This is a genomic window from Flaviramulus aquimarinus (genome assembly GCF_039543205.1).
GTDB classification, from domain to species: domain Bacteria; phylum Bacteroidota; class Bacteroidia; order Flavobacteriales; family Flavobacteriaceae; genus Flaviramulus_B; species Flaviramulus_B aquimarinus.
On the sequence record NZ_BAABJH010000001.1, the window covers coordinates 200,669 to 220,060 of the forward strand.

Annotated in this window: 21 protein-coding genes; 11 read left to right on the top strand and 10 right to left on the bottom strand. The window is 31.4% G+C overall.

Features of this window, described 5'->3' with window-relative positions; genetic code table 11:
- Positions 1–63: 63 nt before the first annotated feature.
- From ABD941_RS00855 to ABD941_RS00865, 3 genes are all read left to right on the top strand, one after another.
- Entirely contained in the window at positions 64–795 is a 732-nt protein-coding gene (locus ABD941_RS00855) for a class I SAM-dependent methyltransferase (protein WP_345272025.1), read from the top strand.
- A 97-nt stretch (positions 796–892) separates the two neighbouring features.
- The gene (locus ABD941_RS00860) at positions 893–1,567 is read left to right on the top strand and encodes a ZIP family metal transporter (protein ID WP_345272027.1); all 675 of its coding nucleotides are present in this window, start codon (positions 893–895) and stop codon (positions 1,565–1,567) included.
- An 86-nt stretch (positions 1,568–1,653) separates the two neighbouring features.
- Positions 1,654–2,082: a DUF4268 domain-containing protein gene (locus ABD941_RS00865; RefSeq protein ID WP_345272028.1), complete on the top strand. Its 429-nt coding sequence runs from the start codon at positions 1,654–1,656 to the stop codon at positions 2,080–2,082.
- Between the two features lie 129 nt (positions 2,083–2,211).
- On the opposite strand, the gene ABD941_RS00870 is transcribed toward ABD941_RS00865, so the two are convergent.
- From ABD941_RS00870 to ABD941_RS00880, 3 genes are read right to left on the bottom strand one after another with little or no spacing between them, the layout of a single operon-like run.
- Entirely contained in the window at positions 2,212–2,706 is a 495-nt protein-coding gene (locus ABD941_RS00870) for a GNAT family N-acetyltransferase (RefSeq protein WP_345272029.1), read from the bottom strand.
- A 1-nt stretch (position 2,707) separates the two neighbouring features.
- Positions 2,708–3,334: a PAQR family membrane homeostasis protein TrhA gene (gene trhA, locus ABD941_RS00875; RefSeq protein ID WP_345272031.1), complete on the bottom strand. Its 627-nt coding sequence runs from the start codon at positions 3,332–3,334 to the stop codon at positions 2,708–2,710.
- Between the two features lie 3 nt (positions 3,335–3,337).
- The gene (locus ABD941_RS00880) at positions 3,338–4,012 is read right to left on the bottom strand and encodes a DUF4294 domain-containing protein (protein WP_345272032.1); all 675 of its coding nucleotides are present in this window, start codon (positions 4,010–4,012) and stop codon (positions 3,338–3,340) included.
- A gap of 160 nt (positions 4,013–4,172) precedes the next feature.
- On the opposite strand from ABD941_RS00880, the gene ABD941_RS00885 reads away from it, so the two are divergent.
- The 8 genes from ABD941_RS00885 (at position 4,173) to ABD941_RS00920 (ending at position 13,775) form a co-directional block, all read left to right on the top strand.
- Positions 4,173–5,135, top strand: coding sequence for a hypothetical protein (locus ABD941_RS00885; protein WP_345272033.1), 963 nt, complete (start codon positions 4,173–4,175; stop codon positions 5,133–5,135).
- Between the two features lie 304 nt (positions 5,136–5,439).
- On the top strand, positions 5,440–6,528 hold the full coding sequence (locus ABD941_RS00890; RefSeq protein WP_345272034.1) for a M42 family metallopeptidase: 1,089 nt from the start codon (positions 5,440–5,442) through the stop codon (positions 6,526–6,528).
- Positions 6,529–6,702: 174 nt separating this feature from the next.
- Positions 6,703–8,772 (top strand): T9SS type B sorting domain-containing protein, encoded by a 2,070-nt coding sequence (locus ABD941_RS00895; protein ID WP_345272035.1) that lies wholly within the window; start codon positions 6,703–6,705, stop codon positions 8,770–8,772.
- Positions 8,773–8,792: 20 nt separating this feature from the next.
- The gene (locus ABD941_RS00900) at positions 8,793–9,353 is read left to right on the top strand and encodes an NUDIX hydrolase (RefSeq protein ID WP_345272036.1); all 561 of its coding nucleotides are present in this window, start codon (positions 8,793–8,795) and stop codon (positions 9,351–9,353) included.
- A complete protein-coding gene (locus ABD941_RS00905; protein WP_345272038.1) occupies positions 9,350–10,024 on the top strand; it encodes a PrsW family intramembrane metalloprotease in 675 nt (224 codons plus the stop codon). The genes ABD941_RS00900 and ABD941_RS00905 overlap by 4 nt, the downstream gene beginning before the upstream one ends.
- Positions 10,025–10,136: 112 nt before the next feature.
- The gene (locus ABD941_RS00910) at positions 10,137–10,622 is read left to right on the top strand and encodes an acyl-CoA carboxylase biotin carboxyl carrier protein subunit (protein WP_345272039.1); all 486 of its coding nucleotides are present in this window, start codon (positions 10,137–10,139) and stop codon (positions 10,620–10,622) included.
- A 101-nt stretch (positions 10,623–10,723) separates the two neighbouring features.
- Positions 10,724–12,163, top strand: a complete 1,440-nt coding sequence (accC, locus tag ABD941_RS00915) for an acetyl-CoA carboxylase biotin carboxylase subunit (RefSeq protein WP_345272040.1) — start codon at positions 10,724–10,726, stop codon at positions 12,161–12,163.
- Positions 12,164–12,224: 61 nt separating this feature from the next.
- On the top strand, positions 12,225–13,775 hold the full coding sequence (locus ABD941_RS00920; protein WP_345272041.1) for an acyl-CoA carboxylase subunit beta: 1,551 nt from the start codon (positions 12,225–12,227) through the stop codon (positions 13,773–13,775).
- 310 nt (positions 13,776–14,085) lie between these two features.
- On the opposite strand, the gene ABD941_RS00925 is transcribed toward ABD941_RS00920, so the two are convergent.
- The 7 genes from ABD941_RS00925 to ABD941_RS00955 all read right to left on the bottom strand — a co-directional run bounded on the left by ABD941_RS00925 (position 14,086) and on the right by ABD941_RS00955 (position 19,331).
- Positions 14,086–15,678 (bottom strand): hypothetical protein, encoded by a 1,593-nt coding sequence (locus ABD941_RS00925; protein WP_345272043.1) that lies wholly within the window; start codon positions 15,676–15,678, stop codon positions 14,086–14,088.
- A gap of 167 nt (positions 15,679–15,845) precedes the next feature.
- Complete coding sequence (locus ABD941_RS00930) at positions 15,846–16,487, bottom strand: acyloxyacyl hydrolase (protein WP_345272044.1); 642 nt, start codon at positions 16,485–16,487, stop codon at positions 15,846–15,848.
- Positions 16,488–16,493: 6 nt separating this feature from the next.
- On the bottom strand, positions 16,494–17,108 hold the full coding sequence (locus tag ABD941_RS00935; RefSeq protein ID WP_345272045.1) for a DEAD/DEAH box helicase: 615 nt from the start codon (positions 17,106–17,108) through the stop codon (positions 16,494–16,496).
- A gap of 121 nt (positions 17,109–17,229) precedes the next feature.
- Entirely contained in the window at positions 17,230–17,808 is a 579-nt protein-coding gene (locus ABD941_RS00940) for a YceI family protein (RefSeq protein ID WP_345272046.1), read from the bottom strand.
- 31 nt (positions 17,809–17,839) lie between these two features.
- The gene (locus ABD941_RS00945; RefSeq protein WP_345272048.1) at positions 17,840–18,193 is read right to left on the bottom strand and encodes a SnoaL-like domain-containing protein; all 354 of its coding nucleotides are present in this window, start codon (positions 18,191–18,193) and stop codon (positions 17,840–17,842) included.
- Between the two features lie 96 nt (positions 18,194–18,289).
- Positions 18,290–18,883, bottom strand: coding sequence for a Crp/Fnr family transcriptional regulator (locus ABD941_RS00950; RefSeq protein WP_345272049.1), 594 nt, complete (start codon positions 18,881–18,883; stop codon positions 18,290–18,292).
- Position 18,884: 1 nt separating this feature from the next.
- A complete protein-coding gene (locus ABD941_RS00955) occupies positions 18,885–19,331 on the bottom strand; it encodes a DUF1572 family protein (RefSeq protein ID WP_345272051.1) in 447 nt (148 codons plus the stop codon).
- Between the last annotated feature and the right edge of the window lie 61 nt (positions 19,332–19,392).

The window sequence follows — 19,392 nt, forward strand, 5'->3', positions numbered from 1 at the left end:
GAGCGAGGACTTGTAACGCAAAACCTGACCTCGCATCTGGCGGGGTAACCCCAAAAATAAACTATGACTAAAGACACAACAACTTGGTTTACTTCTTGGTTTGACACACCATTTTACCACATTTTATATAAAGACCGAAATGATACTGAAGCGCATGCATTTATGGATACGCTTACGAATTATTTGAATATTCCAGAGGGTGGCACCGTACTAGATTTGGCTTGTGGTAAGGGGCGACATGCTTTATACCTCAACAAAATCGGGTATGATGTTACGGGTGTGGATTTAAGTGAAAACAGCATTGCTTTTGCGAAACAGTTTGAAAACCACCGCTTACGCTTTGATGTACACGATATGTGCAAACCTTACCACAAACAGTTTGATGCAGTTTTTAATTTATTTACCAGCTTTGGGTATTTTGATGATGATGCGGATAATTTAAAAACCATTAAAGCTATAAAAGCCGAACTAAATACTTTTGGTTTTGGCGTTATTGATTTTATGAATACTGACTTTGTTATTGATAATTTAGTTCCCGAGGAGATAAAAACTGTTGATGGTATTGATTTTCATTTAAAACGTTATGTTGAAGGTGGATATATTATAAAAGATATTACTTTTACAGCTGATAATCGGTTATATAATTTTCAGGAGCGTGTACGTGGGCTTACTTTAGCTGATTTTGAATTGCTTTTTAAGCAGGCTTGTGTAGATTTGCTAGATGTTTTTGGTGATTATAAATTGCATAAGTTTAATACTAAAACATCGGAGCGTTTAGTGATGATTTTTAAATAAGTTAATAATTGCCATTTGGTTTTAATTGTTTTTGTAGTTTTATACTTACTACTACAGATTATTATGAGTTGGTTTTAAAATTGAATAGTTTCTTTAAATGAATAAATTTCTTTTTCCTGTATATGCTGTTATTTTAGGTATTGCCATTGCCATACTATCTAAAAATAAAAAAAACTGGAACACGAAGCTCCTTCTCTCTTTTAGTGGAGCTTTTTTATTGGCACTAACGCTTTTTGAATTATTGCCCGAAGTTTATAGTCATTTGGATACCAAGCTTACCGGACTGTTTATTATGTGCGGTATTTTATTGCAAATTGTTTTGGAGTTATTTTCTAAAGGTGCCGAACATGGGCATGTACACATTCATAAACATGAAACGGCTTTTCCGTGGTTATTGTTTATAAGTTTGTGTATTCATAGTTTTTTAGAAGGGTTCCCGATACACCAGCATAACGACATGGTTTATGGTGTTTTAGTGCATAAAGTTCCTATTGCCACTTTAATAAGCATGTTTTTATTTCAATCGAAATTTAGTAACATGCAAATTATTGCCTTTTTAGTGGTTTTTACCGCCATGACACCTTTAGGTACTTATATTTCCAACACCTCGAACTTAAGCATACATTTAGCACATAGTATAAATGCTATTGTTATTGGGATATTTTTTCATATTTCAACCACTATTTTATTTGAAAGTGGTGAAGGCCATAAATTCAATTTATCAAAGTTTATATCTATTATTCTTGGGGTTGGGATAGCTTATTTGATATAAAATGAGAACAAATAATAGAGAAAAAAAAATACAGAGTACTGGTTATAAGTCTTTTGTCTTTTCTCTATTTTCTAATATCTTTTTCAATGTTTAGCAAAGAAGAATCTAGGCTTTTACGGCAAGAATTTTGGACAAGCTTTGGAAAATCGTTTCCAAGGAAATGGATTTTGTATGATACTAAACTTAAAGGTTTAAGTTTTAAATTTTACTTTGACAATAAAAAAGCTTTGGTCGCTTTAGATTTAGAAGACGACTTAGAAAACCGTATTAAATACTGGGAAAAACTACTGGCTTTAAAATCGATTCTTTTAGATGATTATCTTCCTGATACTATATATGATGAAGAATACGTTTTAGATAACCATAAAGAAATCTCCAGAATCTATCTGCCTTTAGAACAAAAAGTATCGATCCATAACAAAAATGCTTGGCGTGATGTTATGGAATTCTTTAATAAAAACATGAGTTTGTTTGAAGCTTTTTTTGAGGAATATAAGGATGTTATTGAAGGATGAAATTGATTTACGATTGACGGTTTTTTGATTGATAATAAAAAATTTATTTGATAGATTTTTATCATAAAATAAAAAAAACTCTTTTTAACGAAAACAACTAAATACTGAGATCGTAACTGAGACTGAATACTAAAACAACTCCTTTACCATTTGATAATCATCCATTACAAATCCATTCCCTATATCGGTTACCAAAGGTCCAACATTCTTAAACCCTAGTTTCTCATAAGCTTTAATAGAATTGGTGTTATTTATGTTTACCGTCAATCTGATGTTTTTTAATCGATAAATTTTTGCTTGTTCTTCAATAAACAATATTGCCGCTTTACCAATCTTTTTACCTCTATATGTACTTAACACATATATTTTACTTAAAAACAAAGCGTTTTCTTCTTGTTTGATACTAATATAACCAACAGGAATAGCATCATAACGTATTAAAAAATACTCAAAACCAGTCGCAATTTGCTTATTAATAGCCGCCACTGTTTGATATTTTTCAAGCATATAATCTATTTGTGACTTCCCAACAATAGGAATGTAATGCTCGCGCCAAATGGTGTTTGCCAAAGTTTCTATTTGCTGGTAATCTATTGTTTTATGGGCTTTGGAAATTTCAATCATATTAAATTACATAACTAAAAATCATAAAGAAATGAAAAATGGCTCCTGCTAAAACAAACACATGCCAAATAACATGGTTGTACGGTATGTTTTGAATGGCATAAAAAATAATTCCAACGGTATATGATAAACCACCTGCAAATAACAATAAAACACCATAGTTTCTAATACTATCAGATAAATTAGAGAAATCAAGCACTATGAGCCAACCCATTATCAAATACAATACGGTAGAAAATATTTCAAATTTACCAGTAAAAAACAATTTTAGAATCACACCAAAAGTAGCTATTCCCCAAACAACCCAAAACATGGTCCATCCTAAACTTTGTTCTAATGCTATTAAACAAACGGGCGTATAAGTCCCTGCTATTAACAGATAAATACTAATGTGGTCAACTATTCTAAAATAATGTTTCTTTTTTTCATCTTTTACCGAATGATACAGTGTAGAAGCTGTAAACAAAACGATTATAGAAACGCCATAAACAATAACACTAAAAAGGCTCCAGTTTGTTTTATTATTATCAAAAACAATAAGCAAGATTAAAGCTACAATACCAAACAAAGCACCTATAGCATGCGATATGGCATTAAGCTTTTCTTGAAATGGTGTTTGAATACGCATAATTTATGGTGTTTTTTGATGAACCCACTTATTGGTTAAATCGTAAAAATCGAATTCTACAGCAGGTTTTTGTCGTTCTAAACGGCCACTTTGAAAATTACGTTGCAAAATATCTTCAATTAAATAATCTTCCTTTTCATTTATGGGGTTAAACTCGCGTTTTAATGAAATATCAAACATACTTGCCGTAGTGTTGTACCAAAAGGCCCGCCAACCATTGCGTAACTCTTTAACAAGATTAAAAGCCGTTCGCCCAGTTTGTCTATGAATTAGCTTGACAAGTATCTGTCCCTCTGTACGTGTCATTTTTTTTAATTCCTCAGAAAACTCTCCTTCAATATACTTTTGAATACGCTTGGTATAACGCTTTCTATGACGATTCTTAGTAAGCGTTTTTAAATGCGTGTTCATAGAATCTAAACGTTCCGCAGCCATCTTAGCATACGGATATACCTTAATGGTTTTTCGCCTTAAAATTAAATACCGAATTCTATCTTCACGACTATCAAACTTGAGCTTGTGTAAAAGCTTAACTTCATCTAAATCAATAGATGTTCTAGGCACTGAATCACCTTCAATAATAAGGTACTGAACAGCTGTAGAATCTTGCTCTAATTCATTAACCTGAGCAAAGAGTATGACTGGAAAAATTATAAATATGTACTTAATGCAATTCATCTAGAAATATGGGACATTTATTATGCCAAAAATACTGAATTTATAAAAACTGGATATATTAAATTTGAAATTATCAAAACGCTTGATTTTATTAGAAAAAATAGCGTACTTCGTTTAACTAATAATAAAGAATAGTTAGCCATAATCTTAAAATACCAAAATGAAATCCAGAACTTTACTTTTAACTTTAATTTTTTCGATTAGTTTCTTTTGCCACTCCCAAATAAGAGTAGGTGATTTTAGTTTTGCAATGTATAAATTCAAAAAACTGAATAAGAAATCTCTAAATAGATTTACATCAAAAACCACAAAATTTATCTTGCCAAAGCTTTATCCAAAAGCAGCTTACGAAAAAATTTTAAATGATGTTTGGGATGTTACTCCTTATGATTTAGTGATGGAGGATGAATTTAACGAATCTGATGTCAAAGTTGATGATGCTTTAGCTCAATTTATAAATATGGGTATAACTAAAACAAGATCTAGCGGAATGGTTGTTGATTATATCTTCAATATTTTGGATTTTCATGTTGTAGATAAGATTAAGAAAAGACCAAAAGAAGATGAATTAAAATGGTATTCTTCAAAAATTGGAACTATTTATTTCACACCTGATATTGCTTTAAGAAAACAAGCAGGTGCACACTCTAGAAAACTAAAAGGGGATTTGTTAAATTTTAGGATAGGTTATTTTAAAAACTTCTTACAGTTTACCAATAATTCCATCAAAAATAATACCTCTATTAACCTTTATGAAGATTATGTAAAGCCAGAATTAAAGAATATTAAAAATCAAACTTTGTATATCGACAAGATTTTTCTTTATGGTTATAATGCTTGGGCTATATCTGAAAAGAAATCACCAAAAATAGAGGACTTAATGAAAAACTTTTCTTTTGATTATAGAGTTATTGAGTATGAAGAGCTAGAAAAAATGATTTTAGACAATCAATCTCCAGATTTTTATTATCTAATGTGTAATCAAATCAATTCCAATAAAATAATTACTATAATAAATGGTAAAACCAGTGATATAGTTTATCAACAACATTCTTTAGTTTCATATAATATAACACCCAAAGACTTTAAAGAGCTTGATAAAAAAATTAAAAAAATAAAATAATTTATAAAAACTATAACTAATCACTATAAAATAAATACTGAATTAGCACTTAAATAATGATTGTTCCTTTTTTGCTAAGCCCAATTTCCCTGTGACAAACCCCGGCTCTTAAAACTGACACTTTCCATACGCAAACTGTTAAACAAACCTCTCAAAAAAACAACCTTCAATTTAGAACACAAACTAGAAAACACCTGAGTTAAGACTCTATTAACAAAAAGTCACCCAAAAACTTTTTAATTAAGAAAATATTTAAAACATTTTTTAGATAATATATTATTATTTTAGTGCAAAACTTTTATAAATGGCAAGCAAGAGCATACTTAACAAAAAGTCGATGGACTTTTTAGAAAAATATTTAAACAACGCAGCACCTACAGGTTATGAGTGGGATGGTCAAAAACTATGGATGGATTATCTAAAACCTTATGTAGATGAATTTATTACAGATACTTATGGGACTGCTGTAGGCGTTATAAATCCAAAAGCTAAATACAAAGTCGTTATAGAAGGCCATGCCGATGAAATTTCTTGGTATGTAAACTATATTTCAGATAACGGTTTAATATATGTGATTAGAAACGGCGGAAGTGACCACCAAATAGCACCAAGTAAAATAGTTAATATCCATACTAAAAAAGGTATTATTAAAGGTGTTTTTGGATGGCCGGCAATACATACACGTAACAGAGCAAAAGAAGAACCGCCCAAGCCAGACAATATTTTTATTGATTGTGGTTGCGCCACTAAGGAAGAGGTTGAAAAAAAAGGAATCCACGTAGGCTGTGTTATAACATATCCTGATGAATTCCATATACTTAATGACGATAAATTTGTTTGTCGGGCATTAGACAATAGAATGGGTGGCTTTATGATTGCAGAAGTAGCACGTCTACTAAAAGAAAATAAAAAAGAGTTACCTTTTGGTCTTTACATTACAAACGCTGTACAAGAAGAAATTGGTCTACGCGGAGCAGAAATGATTACACAAACCATTAAACCAAATGTAGCCATAGTTACAGATGTAACACATGATACTACCACGCCAATGATTGAAAAGAAAAAAGAAGGTTATTTAGAACTTGGCAAAGGCCCCGTTGTAGCTTATGCACCAGCAGTTCAACAAAAACTTCGTGATTTAATTACGGAAACTGCCGAAGATAAAAACATTCCTTTTCAACGTTCTGCCCTATCCAGAGCAACAGGAACAGATACCGATGCTTTTGCTTATAGTAATGGTGGCGTAGCATCAGCTTTAATATCGTTACCACTTCGTTATATGCATACTACTGTAGAAATGGTTCATAAAGACGATGTTGAAAACGTGATAAAATTAATTTACGAAACATTGCTTAACATCAAAGACGGCGAGTCTTTTAGTTATTTTAAGTAAAAAAATCATTAATAAACTACTAAATCGAGTCTACTTCTTAATATGAACTCAATTTAGTAGTTTTATAGCATTCACTAAAAAGCACAAAACCTAATGGGCAACTGTTTTATACATATAACTAAACGCCCATTCACCAAACAAAAACTTATATTTATAAGTTTATTTGTTTTTTGTTTGAATAGCTACGCTCAAATTCAAAAAGAATTCTCCCCTCGATTTAATGAAATGATTCACGGCGATTTTACAATGATTGCCAATAATGTATTATCGCGGACAGCAACCCAAAACTATAATGGTCAAAGCGATAACCATAGCTTTGATGATAATGTTTATGTGGATATTGATGATGATCTTTCCACGTTTAATTCCAGTAGTGCCAATTTCGCTAATCCACAACCCCAATTGGCCTGTTTAACTATAAAAAAAGCCTTTCTATATTGGGCAGCAGCAGATAAAGAAAATGAGAGTGGAGCGGACAATCAACCTGATTGGAATTTTAATGACATCAAGTTGATGTTACCTAATGAAACCACTTATGAAACATTAACTTCAGACGATGTCCTTTACAGAGGGCGAGACACCCATTTTAGTAATGACCCTTATATCTGTTTTAAAGATATTACCAATTTAGTAACAAACTTAGGAAACCCATACGGTAAGTACCAAGTTGCAAATGTTGAAGCCAAAACAGGGTTTTTATTTCAACACAATACAGGAAATACAGGAACATCTGGAGGATGGCAAATCGTTTTTATTTATGAAAGCCCAGAATTGATATCAAAAAACGTTAGCCTATTTGATGGCTATGCACATATTACCAGAGATTTTAATAATTATGATATCGATTTTTCTGGTTTTCGAACGGTACCAAACGGTCCAGTTAATGTTAATATGTTAATCGGTTCCCTAGAAGGTGATAGAAGTTTAATTGGAGACCGGTTTCAAATTCAGAACACGGCAAGCAATTATGTAGACATTAATACACCTTTAAGGGATTTTGATAATTTTTTTAATAGCAAAATCACTGTAAATAATACAAATTTCACAGATAGAAACCCAGCCAGTTTAAATACCTTAGGTTTTGATGCTGCCGTATTTTCATTAGATAATACGAGTAATAGCATTATAGGTAATAGCCAAGCATCAGCATCCTTAAGGCTTGCTTCTAATCAAGAAACCTATGGTTTATATTTAGTAGGGTTGTCTGTTGAAGTCTGGGCACCAAGCTTATACCCTATTACCATTAACTCTAATACTAATGATAACAATACAAATACAAGTGAAACTGTTTTATTTGATTTTAATTTTTCCAATACTGGAAATGACAATGCCGTTAACATTACACTTTCTGAAACCCTTCCTAACAATGTAGAATTTGTTTCAGCTAATGATTTACCTAATGGGGTGACCTATTCTTATAATACAAATACAAGGCTGTTACAGTTTTTTATAGAAGATGGTTTGGCAGACATTGGTGACCCAGCATTAAATATTCAATTTGAATTAATTATTAAAGACATCTGTTATTTTCTTGAAGATGACTGCGATTTAGCTTTTGAACTTTTATTTACTGCGACATATAATGGAGAAGAAAATACAAATGCGTTTATTACTTTCAGCTCAAACATATTGGATGATTGCCAATTAGGAACCCCTTTACCAATAACCATAAACCAACCTATTGCACAATGGAAAACACCTTTTAGTAGTTTAGACAGAACATTATCCATAGATAACCCAAACGACTTATTGGATGCCCAAGCACTAATTCCCGTTGTCGACAACTGTAACTTTAACCTTATTAAAACTTCTGGGGATTTTATTCAAAATAGTGATTGTGACTATACGGGAACTTACACCAATACTTGGAATTTTATAGATGCCTGTGGACGTGTTATCGAAGATTTTGTTCAAGTTATAATCGTACCTTCTAATCTGTCTTTTGATGGAAGTAGTATAAGTGTTTCCAAGGTTGTTACACCAAACCAAGATCAATGGAATGAATATTTTACAATCAACGAAATAAAAGATTGTGGATTTGTAGTAAATTTAAAAATATTTAACCGCTGGGGAGCACTAATTTACCAATCAGATAACTATCAAAACAACTGGAACGGAACTTCCAACAGTACATCAATTGGTACATCAAACAAAGTGCCTACAGGAACTTATTATTATGTAATAAATCTTTTTAACAGCGATTTAAATCCAATTACAGGAACAGTATATTTAGGAACAAAATAGTCTGACTTTAATTTTAAAGAATGGAATATCTAGACATAGTTACCAAAGCAGGAAAACCAACAGGGAAATCTGAATTAAAATCAGTTATCCATCAAAAAGGCTATTATCATCATACAGCACATATTTGGTTTTACACAAAACATGGTGGTATATTATTATCGCAACGTTCAGCAAAAAAAACCATTTGCCCTTTAATGTGGGATGTTTCCGTTGCTGGACATATTGATGCTGGAGAAACTACTGAACAAGCAGCTATTAGAGAAACCAAAGAAGAAATTGGTTTATCAATCTCTGAAAACGCATTACTTAAAATTGGTGTTTTTGAATGCTTTCAAACCTACGAAAACGGTATTCAAGACAATGAATTCCACAATACATTTATTACCGAATTAACAGAACCACTTTCTAAATTAACACCTCAAGAGGAAGAAGTTGAAGCTTTAAAATTAGTTTCTTTAAATGAATTTGAAACACTTATTAAAAATATAGACCACAATAACAATCATTTTGTCTCTTCAAATAAATCATATTATGAGTTTGTCTTACAAGAAATAAAGAATACTATAAATCGTCCCAAATGAGCTTACTTCTTGTTGCCCTAGCACCAATCGTCATCATTATTATATACATCTATTTTAAAGATAAATACGAAAAAGAACCAAATCGATTACTACTATATAATTTTCTTCTAGGTGCAATTATCAGTATTATCATTACCACCATTCTATATAATGCTTTTGATATTGTTTTACCGCTAACCAATAACACCAGCATTTTTCAACAATTTATAAAAGCCTTTTTTGTAGTTGGACTAACTGAAGAATTCAGTAAATATATTATTGTTAGATACTACGCACAGCCTAACAAAGCATTCAATGAACCTTTTGATGGTATTGTATATGCCGTAATGGTTTCTATGGGGTTTGCTGCTACCGAAAATATTTTTTACGTATTAGAAAGCGGATATCAAACCGCCTTATTGAGGGCTTTTACTGCCGTTCCTGCCCATGCAACGTTTGGTATACTCATGGGGTTTTATATGGGAAAAGCTAAATTTTCAAAAAACAAAAGGTTTTTAAATTTAACGGGACTATTACTAGCGATAGTATTTCATGGCGCTTATGATTTTTTCTTATTCATAGATTTTGTCCCTGGTATTTGGATTGGCGCTTTTATCTCCTTATTTATCGGAATTCTTTTATCTAGAAAAGCCATTAAAAATCATCAAGAGAATTCGCAATTTAAGGATTAAAACGGGAGAATAAATTCGCTTGTAAATTAAAAAAACTTCCTAAAAAATCTATTTTTCAAAATTGAATTACGGTCATAAATTCCTTATATTTACTTCTACCAATTTTCATACTATGAGTAAAAATTTTAAGGTAAAAGTAAATAACACATTTGATTTTGAAGTTAATAAAAATGATATTTCAAATCTAAACACACTTCAAACTTCTAAATCTGAATATCATATTCTTAAAGAAAAAAAGCCCTATAACGCAGAAATAACCCATGCAGATTTCAATAATAAAATATATAAAGTAAAGGTTAACAATAACACCTACAATATTAACATTTACAATGAATTAGATTTATTAATAAAAAAAATGGGGTTCGCTCATGGAACGACCAAACATGTAAACGACATTAAAGCACCTATGCCAGGTTTAATTCTTGAAATTAATATTGAAGCTAGTCAAAAAGTTAAAGAAAATGACACCTTACTTATCCTAGAAGCCATGAAAATGGAAAACAGCATTACATCACCTAGAGATGGAATTATTAAGTCCGTTTATGCAAAAAAAGGAGAAGCCGTTGAAAAAAATCAATTGCTAATAGAATTCGAATAATACATATTTACAAAACAGCTTTTCAAAATTATGAAAGCATAAAACATGAAGCACTTGGATACATCTAATAATTATAAATTCATGGCTAATTTTACATATCAATGAAAAAAATACTAATAGCCAACCGTGGAGAAATAGCCGTTAGAGTTATGAAAACGGCTCAAAAAATGGGTATAAAAACCGTAGCCGTTTTTTCTATAGCCGATAGAAATGCACCACATGTTAAGTTTGCTGATGAAGCGATTTGTATTGGTGAAGCACCATCAAGTCAATCCTACCTTAGAGGTGATAAAATTATTGAAGTTGCAAAAGAATGTCATGCTGAAGCCATTCATCCTGGATACGGTTTTTTAAGTGAAAATGCAGCCTTTGCTGAATTATGCGAAGAAAACAACATCATTTTCATTGGGCCACGCTCCAAAGCCATTAAAATAATGGGGAGTAAACTCGCAGCAAAAGATGCTGTTAAGCATTACAGCATCCCTATGGTCCCAGGCATTGATAAAGCCATTACAGATGTTGAAAAAGCAAAGATCATAGCCAAAAACATTGGATTTCCAATTTTAATAAAAGCATCAGCTGGCGGTGGCGGAAAAGGCATGCGCGTTGTCGAAAAAGACAGCGATCTAGAATCTCAAATGAATCGTGCTATTAGCGAGGCTACTTCTGCATTTGGTGATGGTTCCGTGTTTATTGAAAAGTATGTGAGTTCGCCTCGCCATATAGAAATACAGATCATGGCTGATAGCCATGGCAATATATTGCACTTTTTTGAGCGAGAATGTAGTATTCAGCGTCGCCATCAAAAAGTCGTTGAAGAAGCACCATCCTCTATTTTAACGCCAGAATTAAGAACAAAAATGGGCGAAGCCGCCATTAAAGTTGCCAAATCTTGTGATTATTTAGGAGCAGGAACAGTAGAGTTTTTATTAGATGCCGACCATAATTTCTATTTCTTAGAAATGAATACCAGATTGCAAGTTGAACACCCCGTTACTGAATTAATTTCTGGAGTGGATTTAGTTGAACTACAAATTAAGATTGCCCGTGGTGAAGTTCTCCAAATCAAACAAGACGATTTAAAAATTAACGGTCATGCTTTAGAATTACGTGTATATGCCGAAGATCCGTTAAACGACTTTCTTCCTAGTGTTGGGCATCTAAATGTTTACAAACCCCCATTAGGCAAAGGTATTCGCGTAGATAATGGTTTTGAAGAAGGTATGGAAATACCCATTTATTACGACCCGATGCTTTCAAAATTAATCACTTACGGGCAAACCCGTGAGGAAGCCATTCAACTCATGATTAAAGCTGTTGACAATTATCATGTGGAAGGCGTAAAAACCACACTACCTTTTGGTAAATATGTTTGTGAGCATGACGCTTTTCGTTCTGGGAATTTTGACACCCATTTTGTTAAAAATTATTATTCCCCTGAAGCTTTAAAAGCCGAAACCGAAACCGAAGCAGAAATAGCCGCTTTAATAGCTGTAAAACAGTATATAGAAGACCAAAAAATATTAAGTCTGCCAAAATAAAAGCTTTTCATAATGCCATTTTGGTCCTTTCTACTGTCCAAAACCGAATAAAAAGTAAACAATGAGCTCTAAAGAAGATAAAATAAACAAGTTAAACGAACGTATATCCCTAGCCCATTTAGGTGGCGGACAAAAACGTATTGATAAACAACACGCTAAAAAGAAATTAACCGCCAGAGAGCGTGTTAATTATTTTATGGATGAAGGTTCTTTTGAAGAAATTGGTGTTCTGGTAACCCACAGAACTACCGATTTTGGTATGGAAAATGAGCTGTATTATGGCGATGGTGTCATTACAGGTTATGGCACAGTCAATAACCGATTGGTTTATGTTTATGCACAGGATTTTACTGTTTTTGGTGGAGCTTTATCTGAAACCCATGCCGAAAAAATATGTAAAATCATGGATTTAGCCGTTAAAGTTGGTGCGCCTATTATTGGCTTAAATGATTCTGGTGGAGCACGTATTCAAGAAGGTGTTCGGTCTCTTGGCGGTTATGCTGATATCTTTTACAGAAACGTACAAGCATCGGGTGTCATCCCCCAAATATCGGCCATTATGGGGCCTTGTGCCGGTGGTGCTGTCTACTCTCCTGCCATGACCGATTTTACGATGATGGTTGAAAACACAAGCTACATGTTTGTTACAGGTCCAAACGTTGTAAAAACAGTAACTAATGAAGAAGTTAGCAGTGAAGCATTAGGAGGCGCTTCCACCCATGCCTCAAAATCTGGAGTAGCTCATAAAACATCAGCTAACGATATTGAGTGTTTAGAGGATTTAAAAAGCCTATTGAGTTACTTACCGCAAAACAACACAGAATCCCCTGAAAAACTGGCTTTTGAGCTTAAAGATGAAGTTAGGGATATTCTATCCGAAATTGTTCCGGACAATCCAAACAAGCCCTATGATATGCATTCGGTCATTTCTGGAATTATAGATGTCGATTCCTTTTATGAAATCCATAAAGATTATGCCGAAAACATTATTGTAGGTTTTGCGCGTTTAGGTGGAAGAAGTATTGGTGTTATTGCAAACCAACCTATGTTTTTAGCTGGTGTATTGGATGTAAATAGCTCTAAAAAAGCAGCCCGCTTTACACGCTTTTGCGATTGCTTTAATATTCCATTATTAGTATTGGTTGATGTTCCAGGTTTTTTACCAGGAACCGATCAAGAATGGAATGGCATTATTGTACATGGCGCCAAACTTTTATATGCTTTAAGCGAAGCTACCGTACCAAGAATTACTGTCATTACTCGAAAAGCATATGGTGGTGCCTATGATGTAATGAATTCTAAACATATAGGTGCTGATTTAAATTTTGCTTGGCCAGGTGCAGAAATTGCTGTTATGGGAGCCAAAGGTGCTAGTGAAATTATTTTTAGAAAAGAAATTGCCAAAGCTAACAATCCATCCGAAAAATTAGCTGAAAAAGAAACTGAATATGCTGAAAAATTTGCGAACCCTTACCGGGCAGCAAGACGAGGTTTTATAGATGAAGTCATCCTCCCTAAAAACACCAGACGTAAGCTTATTAAAGCGTTTTCAATGCTAGAAGACAAAATAGTAGATACTCCTAAACGTAAGCATGGTAATATCCCTTTATAAATTACAAAAGGAGCCTATTTCTAGACTCCTTTTACTTATAATCAAATAAATTATTTTAAAAAACAATTTATATTAATTAACCCCATAAATCTTATTTTAAAAACTAAACTTAATTTGAAACGCAACCAACCCAAGCATATCAAACAATAATTTTAAGCTTAAAAACAAAAAACAAGTAGGTTTTTATTTGTAGAATTGGGTATTGATTAATAGCTGTACAAATATTATAAATTACCACGAAATTAGCATTAAAATAGATTACGCATTAATTACGCAAAACTATAAAATGACTAAACAAATACTAAATTTACTATTTTTTTGTAGCTCTAAAAGTTTGGTTCAAATACTCAACTAAAGTCGTTTCTTGTTTATTAAAATTTAGTTTTTTTGAAATTCTATAACGCTTACTCTCAATAGATCTTAATGATGCATTTAAGAATACAGCTATCTCTTTATTATTAAACCCTATAAACAAATAATAACATATAATAGTTTCTGATTTATTTAATTCCGGATGGTGCTCCTGTATTAATTTAAAAAATTCTACATTTAAGTCATTAACCAATTCCAAATGGTTTTCACTTTTGTTTAAAATTGTTGTAGATTTTTGATGTAAGTTTTTATAAAAACTTTTGATTCTTTCGCGCTGGTTAGATGCATCATCAATAGTTGCTATTTCCTTAACTTCTTTTTTTAGGTTATTTATATAATCTTCTAAACCTTGAACTTTTACAGCCAACTTTTCATTATTAGACTTTAGATAAGAAAAATTACTTGCTTTATTATTAAAATCATCTATCTTAATTTTCTGCTTTCTATAAAAAATAAAATAAAAAACACTTAATACTGCCAAAATAAAAACTAAAACGACAACGACTACAATACTAAAAAACTTTTTTTCTTTTTCTAGCTTTAAATTAGACTCTGCTTTTAAAAGTGATTTATTTATTTGAAAACTTGCATTAATATTATTTTTGTAGATTTTATCCTTAAAAACCATTAAAGAATCCATATAAGACCTTGAAGCATCAAAATTCCCTAACTCTTTATAAACATTAGCATACAAATCATAATAATTTGTTAGCACGTCCTCGCCCATATACTCTGTCAATTTTGTTGATTTTTGCAAATAATAGAATGTGGAATCTATCTGTTTATTATAAAAATGTATATCTGCTAAAGTAACATGAATAGCACTCTCGAAAGATAAATGATTAAACTTTGCAATGGTTTGATTTTTTTTTAAGGTCATAAATTCCTTAAAGTACTTATGGGCGTCTTTAAAATTATCAAGATATATATAATTAGAAGTAAGCATATAGGCAGCAAACATATTGAAATAAGCATCCTCAGTATGGTTTCTGTACGCATCTAAATGCTCTAACAATAAACTATTACAGGCCTCGTAATCTCCATCAAGGAATTTTGCATAGGCATACATCTGCTCCACCTCCATATGACCATAGGAATAATTACACTTTTGATAATATGCCTTAGCTTTTTCTAAATATTTAAATGCAGTAGTATCTCCATTAACAAAATATAAATCGGAAAACAAATCTATACTGGCCTGACCTGCTAACTTATACGCTTTTTCTTTTTGGGCATATTTAAGTGTTAGAATATTGCTTTGGTGCATTTTTGAGTATTCCTTAAAGTCATCATGTATTAATACTTTTAGAGCATAATATTCAGCGAGTCTTCCTGAAACATAATCTTCAAGAGGTATTGGAATAGAATCTAAAAAAGCTAAAGCTTTATCTGAACTGGTATCTATATAAAAATCTGCGGAGTCAATAAATCGATAATAATCTCCATTTTTTTGACTAAATCCTAATAAACAAAACGCAAAAAAGTATGTATATATGCAAACTGTTTTGAGGGAAAAATTGTTTATAAGCATTGTCTAATTTCTATATCATTAATACAACTAGCACATAGAAGTATGCAAGTGTCTCTATAAAAGTTAAGTAAAAGTATTGAAATAAAATAAAATGCGTAAACTATTACAAAAAAAATATTAATGTCGTAAAAGCTAATATTAATTAAAGGTCTTAATGTCTAGAGGAGCTATAAATCAAACAACACAGAAATCTCTGTATTTGTTGTGTTATGCCCATTATTGGGTTGCTGAAATTCCAAATTAGAAGTATGTCTAAACGTATATCTAAAGTCCAATTGAATCGTATTGATTTTATATGAAAGCCCTAATCCAAACACATCTGAAAACGCAAAACCTTTTGCAAGTCTCTCTGTAGGTCTATCTGCAATCATAGGACCTACACTAGCTATAGCATACATACTTATATCCTTATAAATTGTATACCTGGCGATTAAGCCTAAATTTAAAACATACTCTTTAATCGTTCTTTTTTGAGTATATAAATCCCTTAATACTTCAAAGTTATCAGTATCTTCTTGTTTTACAAACCATTTATTTAAAAGCTGATGTTCAGCAACATTATAACTCGGTTCTAAATTAAATTCAAAAGCCCATTTACGCTTTTGCTTTAACAAATAATTTATTTGGACTTTATAAAAGGTTATCTCATGAGTATAATCTTTTAAATCAAAAGGAAACCTGTTTTGTGAACCTGTACCATAAGTAAAGCCTAATTTTAAATGTTCTTTTTTAATTTGAGCATTTCCAACAAAAGCACAGAGAATAAAAATCGAGACCATAAAAAAAGAAAACAAAAAATACTGTTTCATTAAAAATTATTTAGATTTAATAATTTTTGCGTTAAACATAAAAGCGTCTCGCCAACGCTCAAAACGCTTATCAAACGTTGTTGAAAACACTAAGTATTGACACTTACCTATACTTTCTGGTGCTCGCGTTATTTCTGCTAAATTGTTATTTCTAAACAAGAATTCTGCATCTTCAACAATACACATTTGCAACTTGTTCAAATTTATTCCATTAAGAAAAAAGATTTTATTTAAGCGTTTAGGTGTCGCTATAACAACATCAACACCTTCATAGATCTCATCCCTTTGTACATCTATATTTTGTTCATCATAAGCGCAATATACTCTTAAATCTGTACCTCTTTTAAAAGCATTAAATTCTAATTCCAAATTTAAAGCAGCTTGTTTGTCTTTTACAAAAATCAAAACTCTCGGCGCATCTTCAAAAGCCTTTCCGTTTAGGTTTTGAATCACACTAAGTACTATACTTGTAGTTTTTCCAGAACCTTTAGGTGCAATGCAAAAGAGATTTGCGCCACTTTTTATTTTTGACAATATTGATTTTTGAAATGCTAATGGGGTATCAAAACCTTTGTTTTCAAGTGTGTCTTTTAAAGGCTGAATCAGTTTTTTAAATGGCATAAATTTGAATCTCGTAATACGAGAGCAAATATAGCATTAAATACGTTTAACCAAAATTGTTTAAAATAACAAAGGCACTCATTTCTGAGTGCCTTTGTTATAATTTTAATTAATCTTTAAATTAAAACTCTAAGTCTGCTACCAAATCAAATTCATCATAAATAGCTTTATCTTTTAGTCCATCAAAAAAACTTGCAGAACCATATTTTACATCATATTTTGTTCTATCCACCTTTAAAGATGCTGTTGCTTTATTTCCATAAATTGAAATGGTAAAGGTTACAGGGTTTGTTTTTCCTTTAATGGTTAAATCACCAGAAACTGTATACGCATTTTTACCGGAACTTACTACATCTTTAAAAATTAAAGACGCTGTTGGATGATTTGTAACACCAAAAAAGTCATCAGATTTTAAATGACCATCAAGTTTTCCTTTGTATTCACCTTCTAAATCCGTTGAATTTATAGTGGTCATATCAATAATAAATTCCCCACCGGTTAACTTATCTTCTTCAAAAGTTAAGGAACCCGATTGAATGGCTATGGTGCCTTCATGAGAACCTGTTACTTTATAACCTTTCCAAACCACTTCACTTTTATCTGTTTTTATTTCTTTTTTGTTTCCTTCAATTGTAGTGAAAGAAAGTGTTGTAAAAACCGCAAGTGTTACGATTGCTAATGCTTTAATTGTGTTTTTCATTTTGAAATTTTTAATTGTTATTGTTTTAAATTTATGATCCGTAATAAAATTTTTCTTTAATAATCTTTCCATCCTTCCAGTCTTGCACGGCTACTTGTGTATAGTTTTTAATACCCCAATCTTTATGGGTATAATCAAAATACCATTCTACCATAGTCGTACTTTCTCCTACTGTAACTTTTAATGGTTGCGCGCCTCTAAACTCGGTAATGGCTGCAAAAAACTCTTCTTCCCTTTTTCTGTTAAGGGCTTTGCCAACAAACTCGGGGCTATCGTTTTCCTGCATCACAACATCATCATGATAAAATTCATCAAAAGCTTCTAATGCTCTTCCTTGAAGAATCAAATCGTTTACTGTGCTTATTTTTTCAATTAATGTATTCATAATATATTGTTTTAAGTATTATAATACAAATGTCTGAAAGAACCATTTAACTGAAAATAACATAGATTATAAAATGATATTAATCTAGATTAACTTTTATTGTTCTAGTATAAGCTGGCTCTTAATTTTACTCAAAAATTCTTTTGTTATACCTAAGTATGAAGCAATCATATACTGAGGTATACGTTGTTCTATTTTTGGATATTGATTTCTAAAATACAAATATCTGTCTTTTGCTGAAAGACTAAAACTTCTAACAATCCGCTTTTGCGAAGCCACCAATGCTTTTTCTATAATTTGTCTAAAAAAGCGTTCTAATTTTGGTATGTTCTCATATAGAGGTTCAATATCGTCATACAAGAACATAATTAATTCTGTATTTTCTAAGCATTGTACATTATAATCTGCTGGGGTTTGGGTAATAAAACTTCCTATGTCTGATGTCCACCAATCTTCAATAGAAAACATAACAATATGCTCCTGCCCTTCCTCATCTACATAAAAGGTCTTTGTACAACCTGATATTACAAAACATTCATATTTACAAACATCACCTTGCTGGACCATAAACTGCCCTTTTAAATATTTTCTGTAAGTGATTTTAGAGAGAAGAAATGCTTCTTCACTCTCAGTTAAAGAAATATATTTACTTATATAATTTAATAAAGGTTGTGCTTTTTCTTTAATCATTTTATGAGTCTAATAAGCGTCTGTGATAATTAATTTGTCCTAAGTGATAGGCTAAATGTGTAGCTAAATGTATTAAGAAAAACTCTATAGTCATTTTGTCTTCAAAAACGCGACGTGAATATTCTTTTTTTAAATCATCAGGAACTAAAGTTAATAAGGTTTTTTCAACAATACTTTTGACATTATTTATTTGCTTTATCAAATCTATTCTAGGCACATCCTTTAATGAAAACTCTAAATCTCTTTGCCTTTTATAACCAGTATTTCCAAATTCTGCTCCAATAAAATGATTAAGGTTTCCAACTAAGTGCAGGCATAAATTCCCAGCAGAATTACCAATCCCGTCTTTTAAAACCCATAAATTCTTTTCATTATTATAAGATTCAATTTCAACTTTTAATTTATCTAAATCTCTTTTGAAAATTTTAATTAATGTTTTAGTTAACATAAATGTATTTTTTTAGAACTATCAAATTTACAAATAATAACATGTGTTTATTTAATAGAAA

What these genes read in the sequence shown, in the direction of transcription:
- ABD941_RS00880 (WP_345272032.1), bottom strand. Translation starts at nt 4,012, where the DNA reads ATGAATTGCATTAAGTACATATTTATAATTTTTCCAGTCATACTCTTT.
- ABD941_RS00925 (WP_345272043.1), bottom strand. Translation starts at nt 15,678, where the DNA reads ATGCTTATAAACAATTTTTCCCTCAAAACAGTTTGCATATATACATAC.
- ABD941_RS00900 (WP_345272036.1), top strand. Translation starts at nt 8,793, where the DNA reads ATGGAATATCTAGACATAGTTACCAAAGCAGGAAAACCAACAGGGAAA.
- ABD941_RS00870 (WP_345272029.1), bottom strand. Translation starts at nt 2,706, where the DNA reads ATGATTGAAATTTCCAAAGCCCATAAAACAATAGATTACCAGCAAATA.
- ABD941_RS00935 (WP_345272045.1), bottom strand. Translation starts at nt 17,108, where the DNA reads ATGCCATTTAAAAAACTGATTCAGCCTTTAAAAGACACACTTGAAAAC.
- ABD941_RS00920 (WP_345272041.1), top strand. Translation starts at nt 12,225, where the DNA reads ATGAGCTCTAAAGAAGATAAAATAAACAAGTTAAACGAACGTATATCC.
- ABD941_RS00905 (WP_345272038.1), top strand. Translation starts at nt 9,350, where the DNA reads ATGAGCTTACTTCTTGTTGCCCTAGCACCAATCGTCATCATTATTATA.
- ABD941_RS00940 (WP_345272046.1), bottom strand. Translation starts at nt 17,808, where the DNA reads ATGAAAAACACAATTAAAGCATTAGCAATCGTAACACTTGCGGTTTTT.
- ABD941_RS00955 (WP_345272051.1), bottom strand. Translation starts at nt 19,331, where the DNA reads ATGTTAACTAAAACATTAATTAAAATTTTCAAAAGAGATTTAGATAAA.
- ABD941_RS00930 (WP_345272044.1), bottom strand. Translation starts at nt 16,487, where the DNA reads ATGAAACAGTATTTTTTGTTTTCTTTTTTTATGGTCTCGATTTTTATT.
- ABD941_RS00860 (WP_345272027.1), top strand. Translation starts at nt 893, where the DNA reads ATGAATAAATTTCTTTTTCCTGTATATGCTGTTATTTTAGGTATTGCC.
- trhA (WP_345272031.1), bottom strand. Translation starts at nt 3,334, where the DNA reads ATGCGTATTCAAACACCATTTCAAGAAAAGCTTAATGCCATATCGCAT.
- ABD941_RS00950 (WP_345272049.1), bottom strand. Translation starts at nt 18,883, where the DNA reads ATGATTAAAGAAAAAGCACAACCTTTATTAAATTATATAAGTAAATAT.
- ABD941_RS00945 (WP_345272048.1), bottom strand. Translation starts at nt 18,193, where the DNA reads ATGAATACATTAATTGAAAAAATAAGCACAGTAAACGATTTGATTCTT.
- ABD941_RS00865 (WP_345272028.1), top strand. Translation starts at nt 1,654, where the DNA reads ATGTTTAGCAAAGAAGAATCTAGGCTTTTACGGCAAGAATTTTGGACA.
- ABD941_RS00885 (WP_345272033.1), top strand. Translation starts at nt 4,173, where the DNA reads ATGAAATCCAGAACTTTACTTTTAACTTTAATTTTTTCGATTAGTTTC.
- ABD941_RS00855 (WP_345272025.1), top strand. Translation starts at nt 64, where the DNA reads ATGACTAAAGACACAACAACTTGGTTTACTTCTTGGTTTGACACACCA.
- ABD941_RS00910 (WP_345272039.1), top strand. Translation starts at nt 10,137, where the DNA reads ATGAGTAAAAATTTTAAGGTAAAAGTAAATAACACATTTGATTTTGAA.
- accC (WP_345272040.1), top strand. Translation starts at nt 10,724, where the DNA reads ATGAAAAAAATACTAATAGCCAACCGTGGAGAAATAGCCGTTAGAGTT.
- ABD941_RS00890 (WP_345272034.1), top strand. Translation starts at nt 5,440, where the DNA reads ATGGCAAGCAAGAGCATACTTAACAAAAAGTCGATGGACTTTTTAGAA.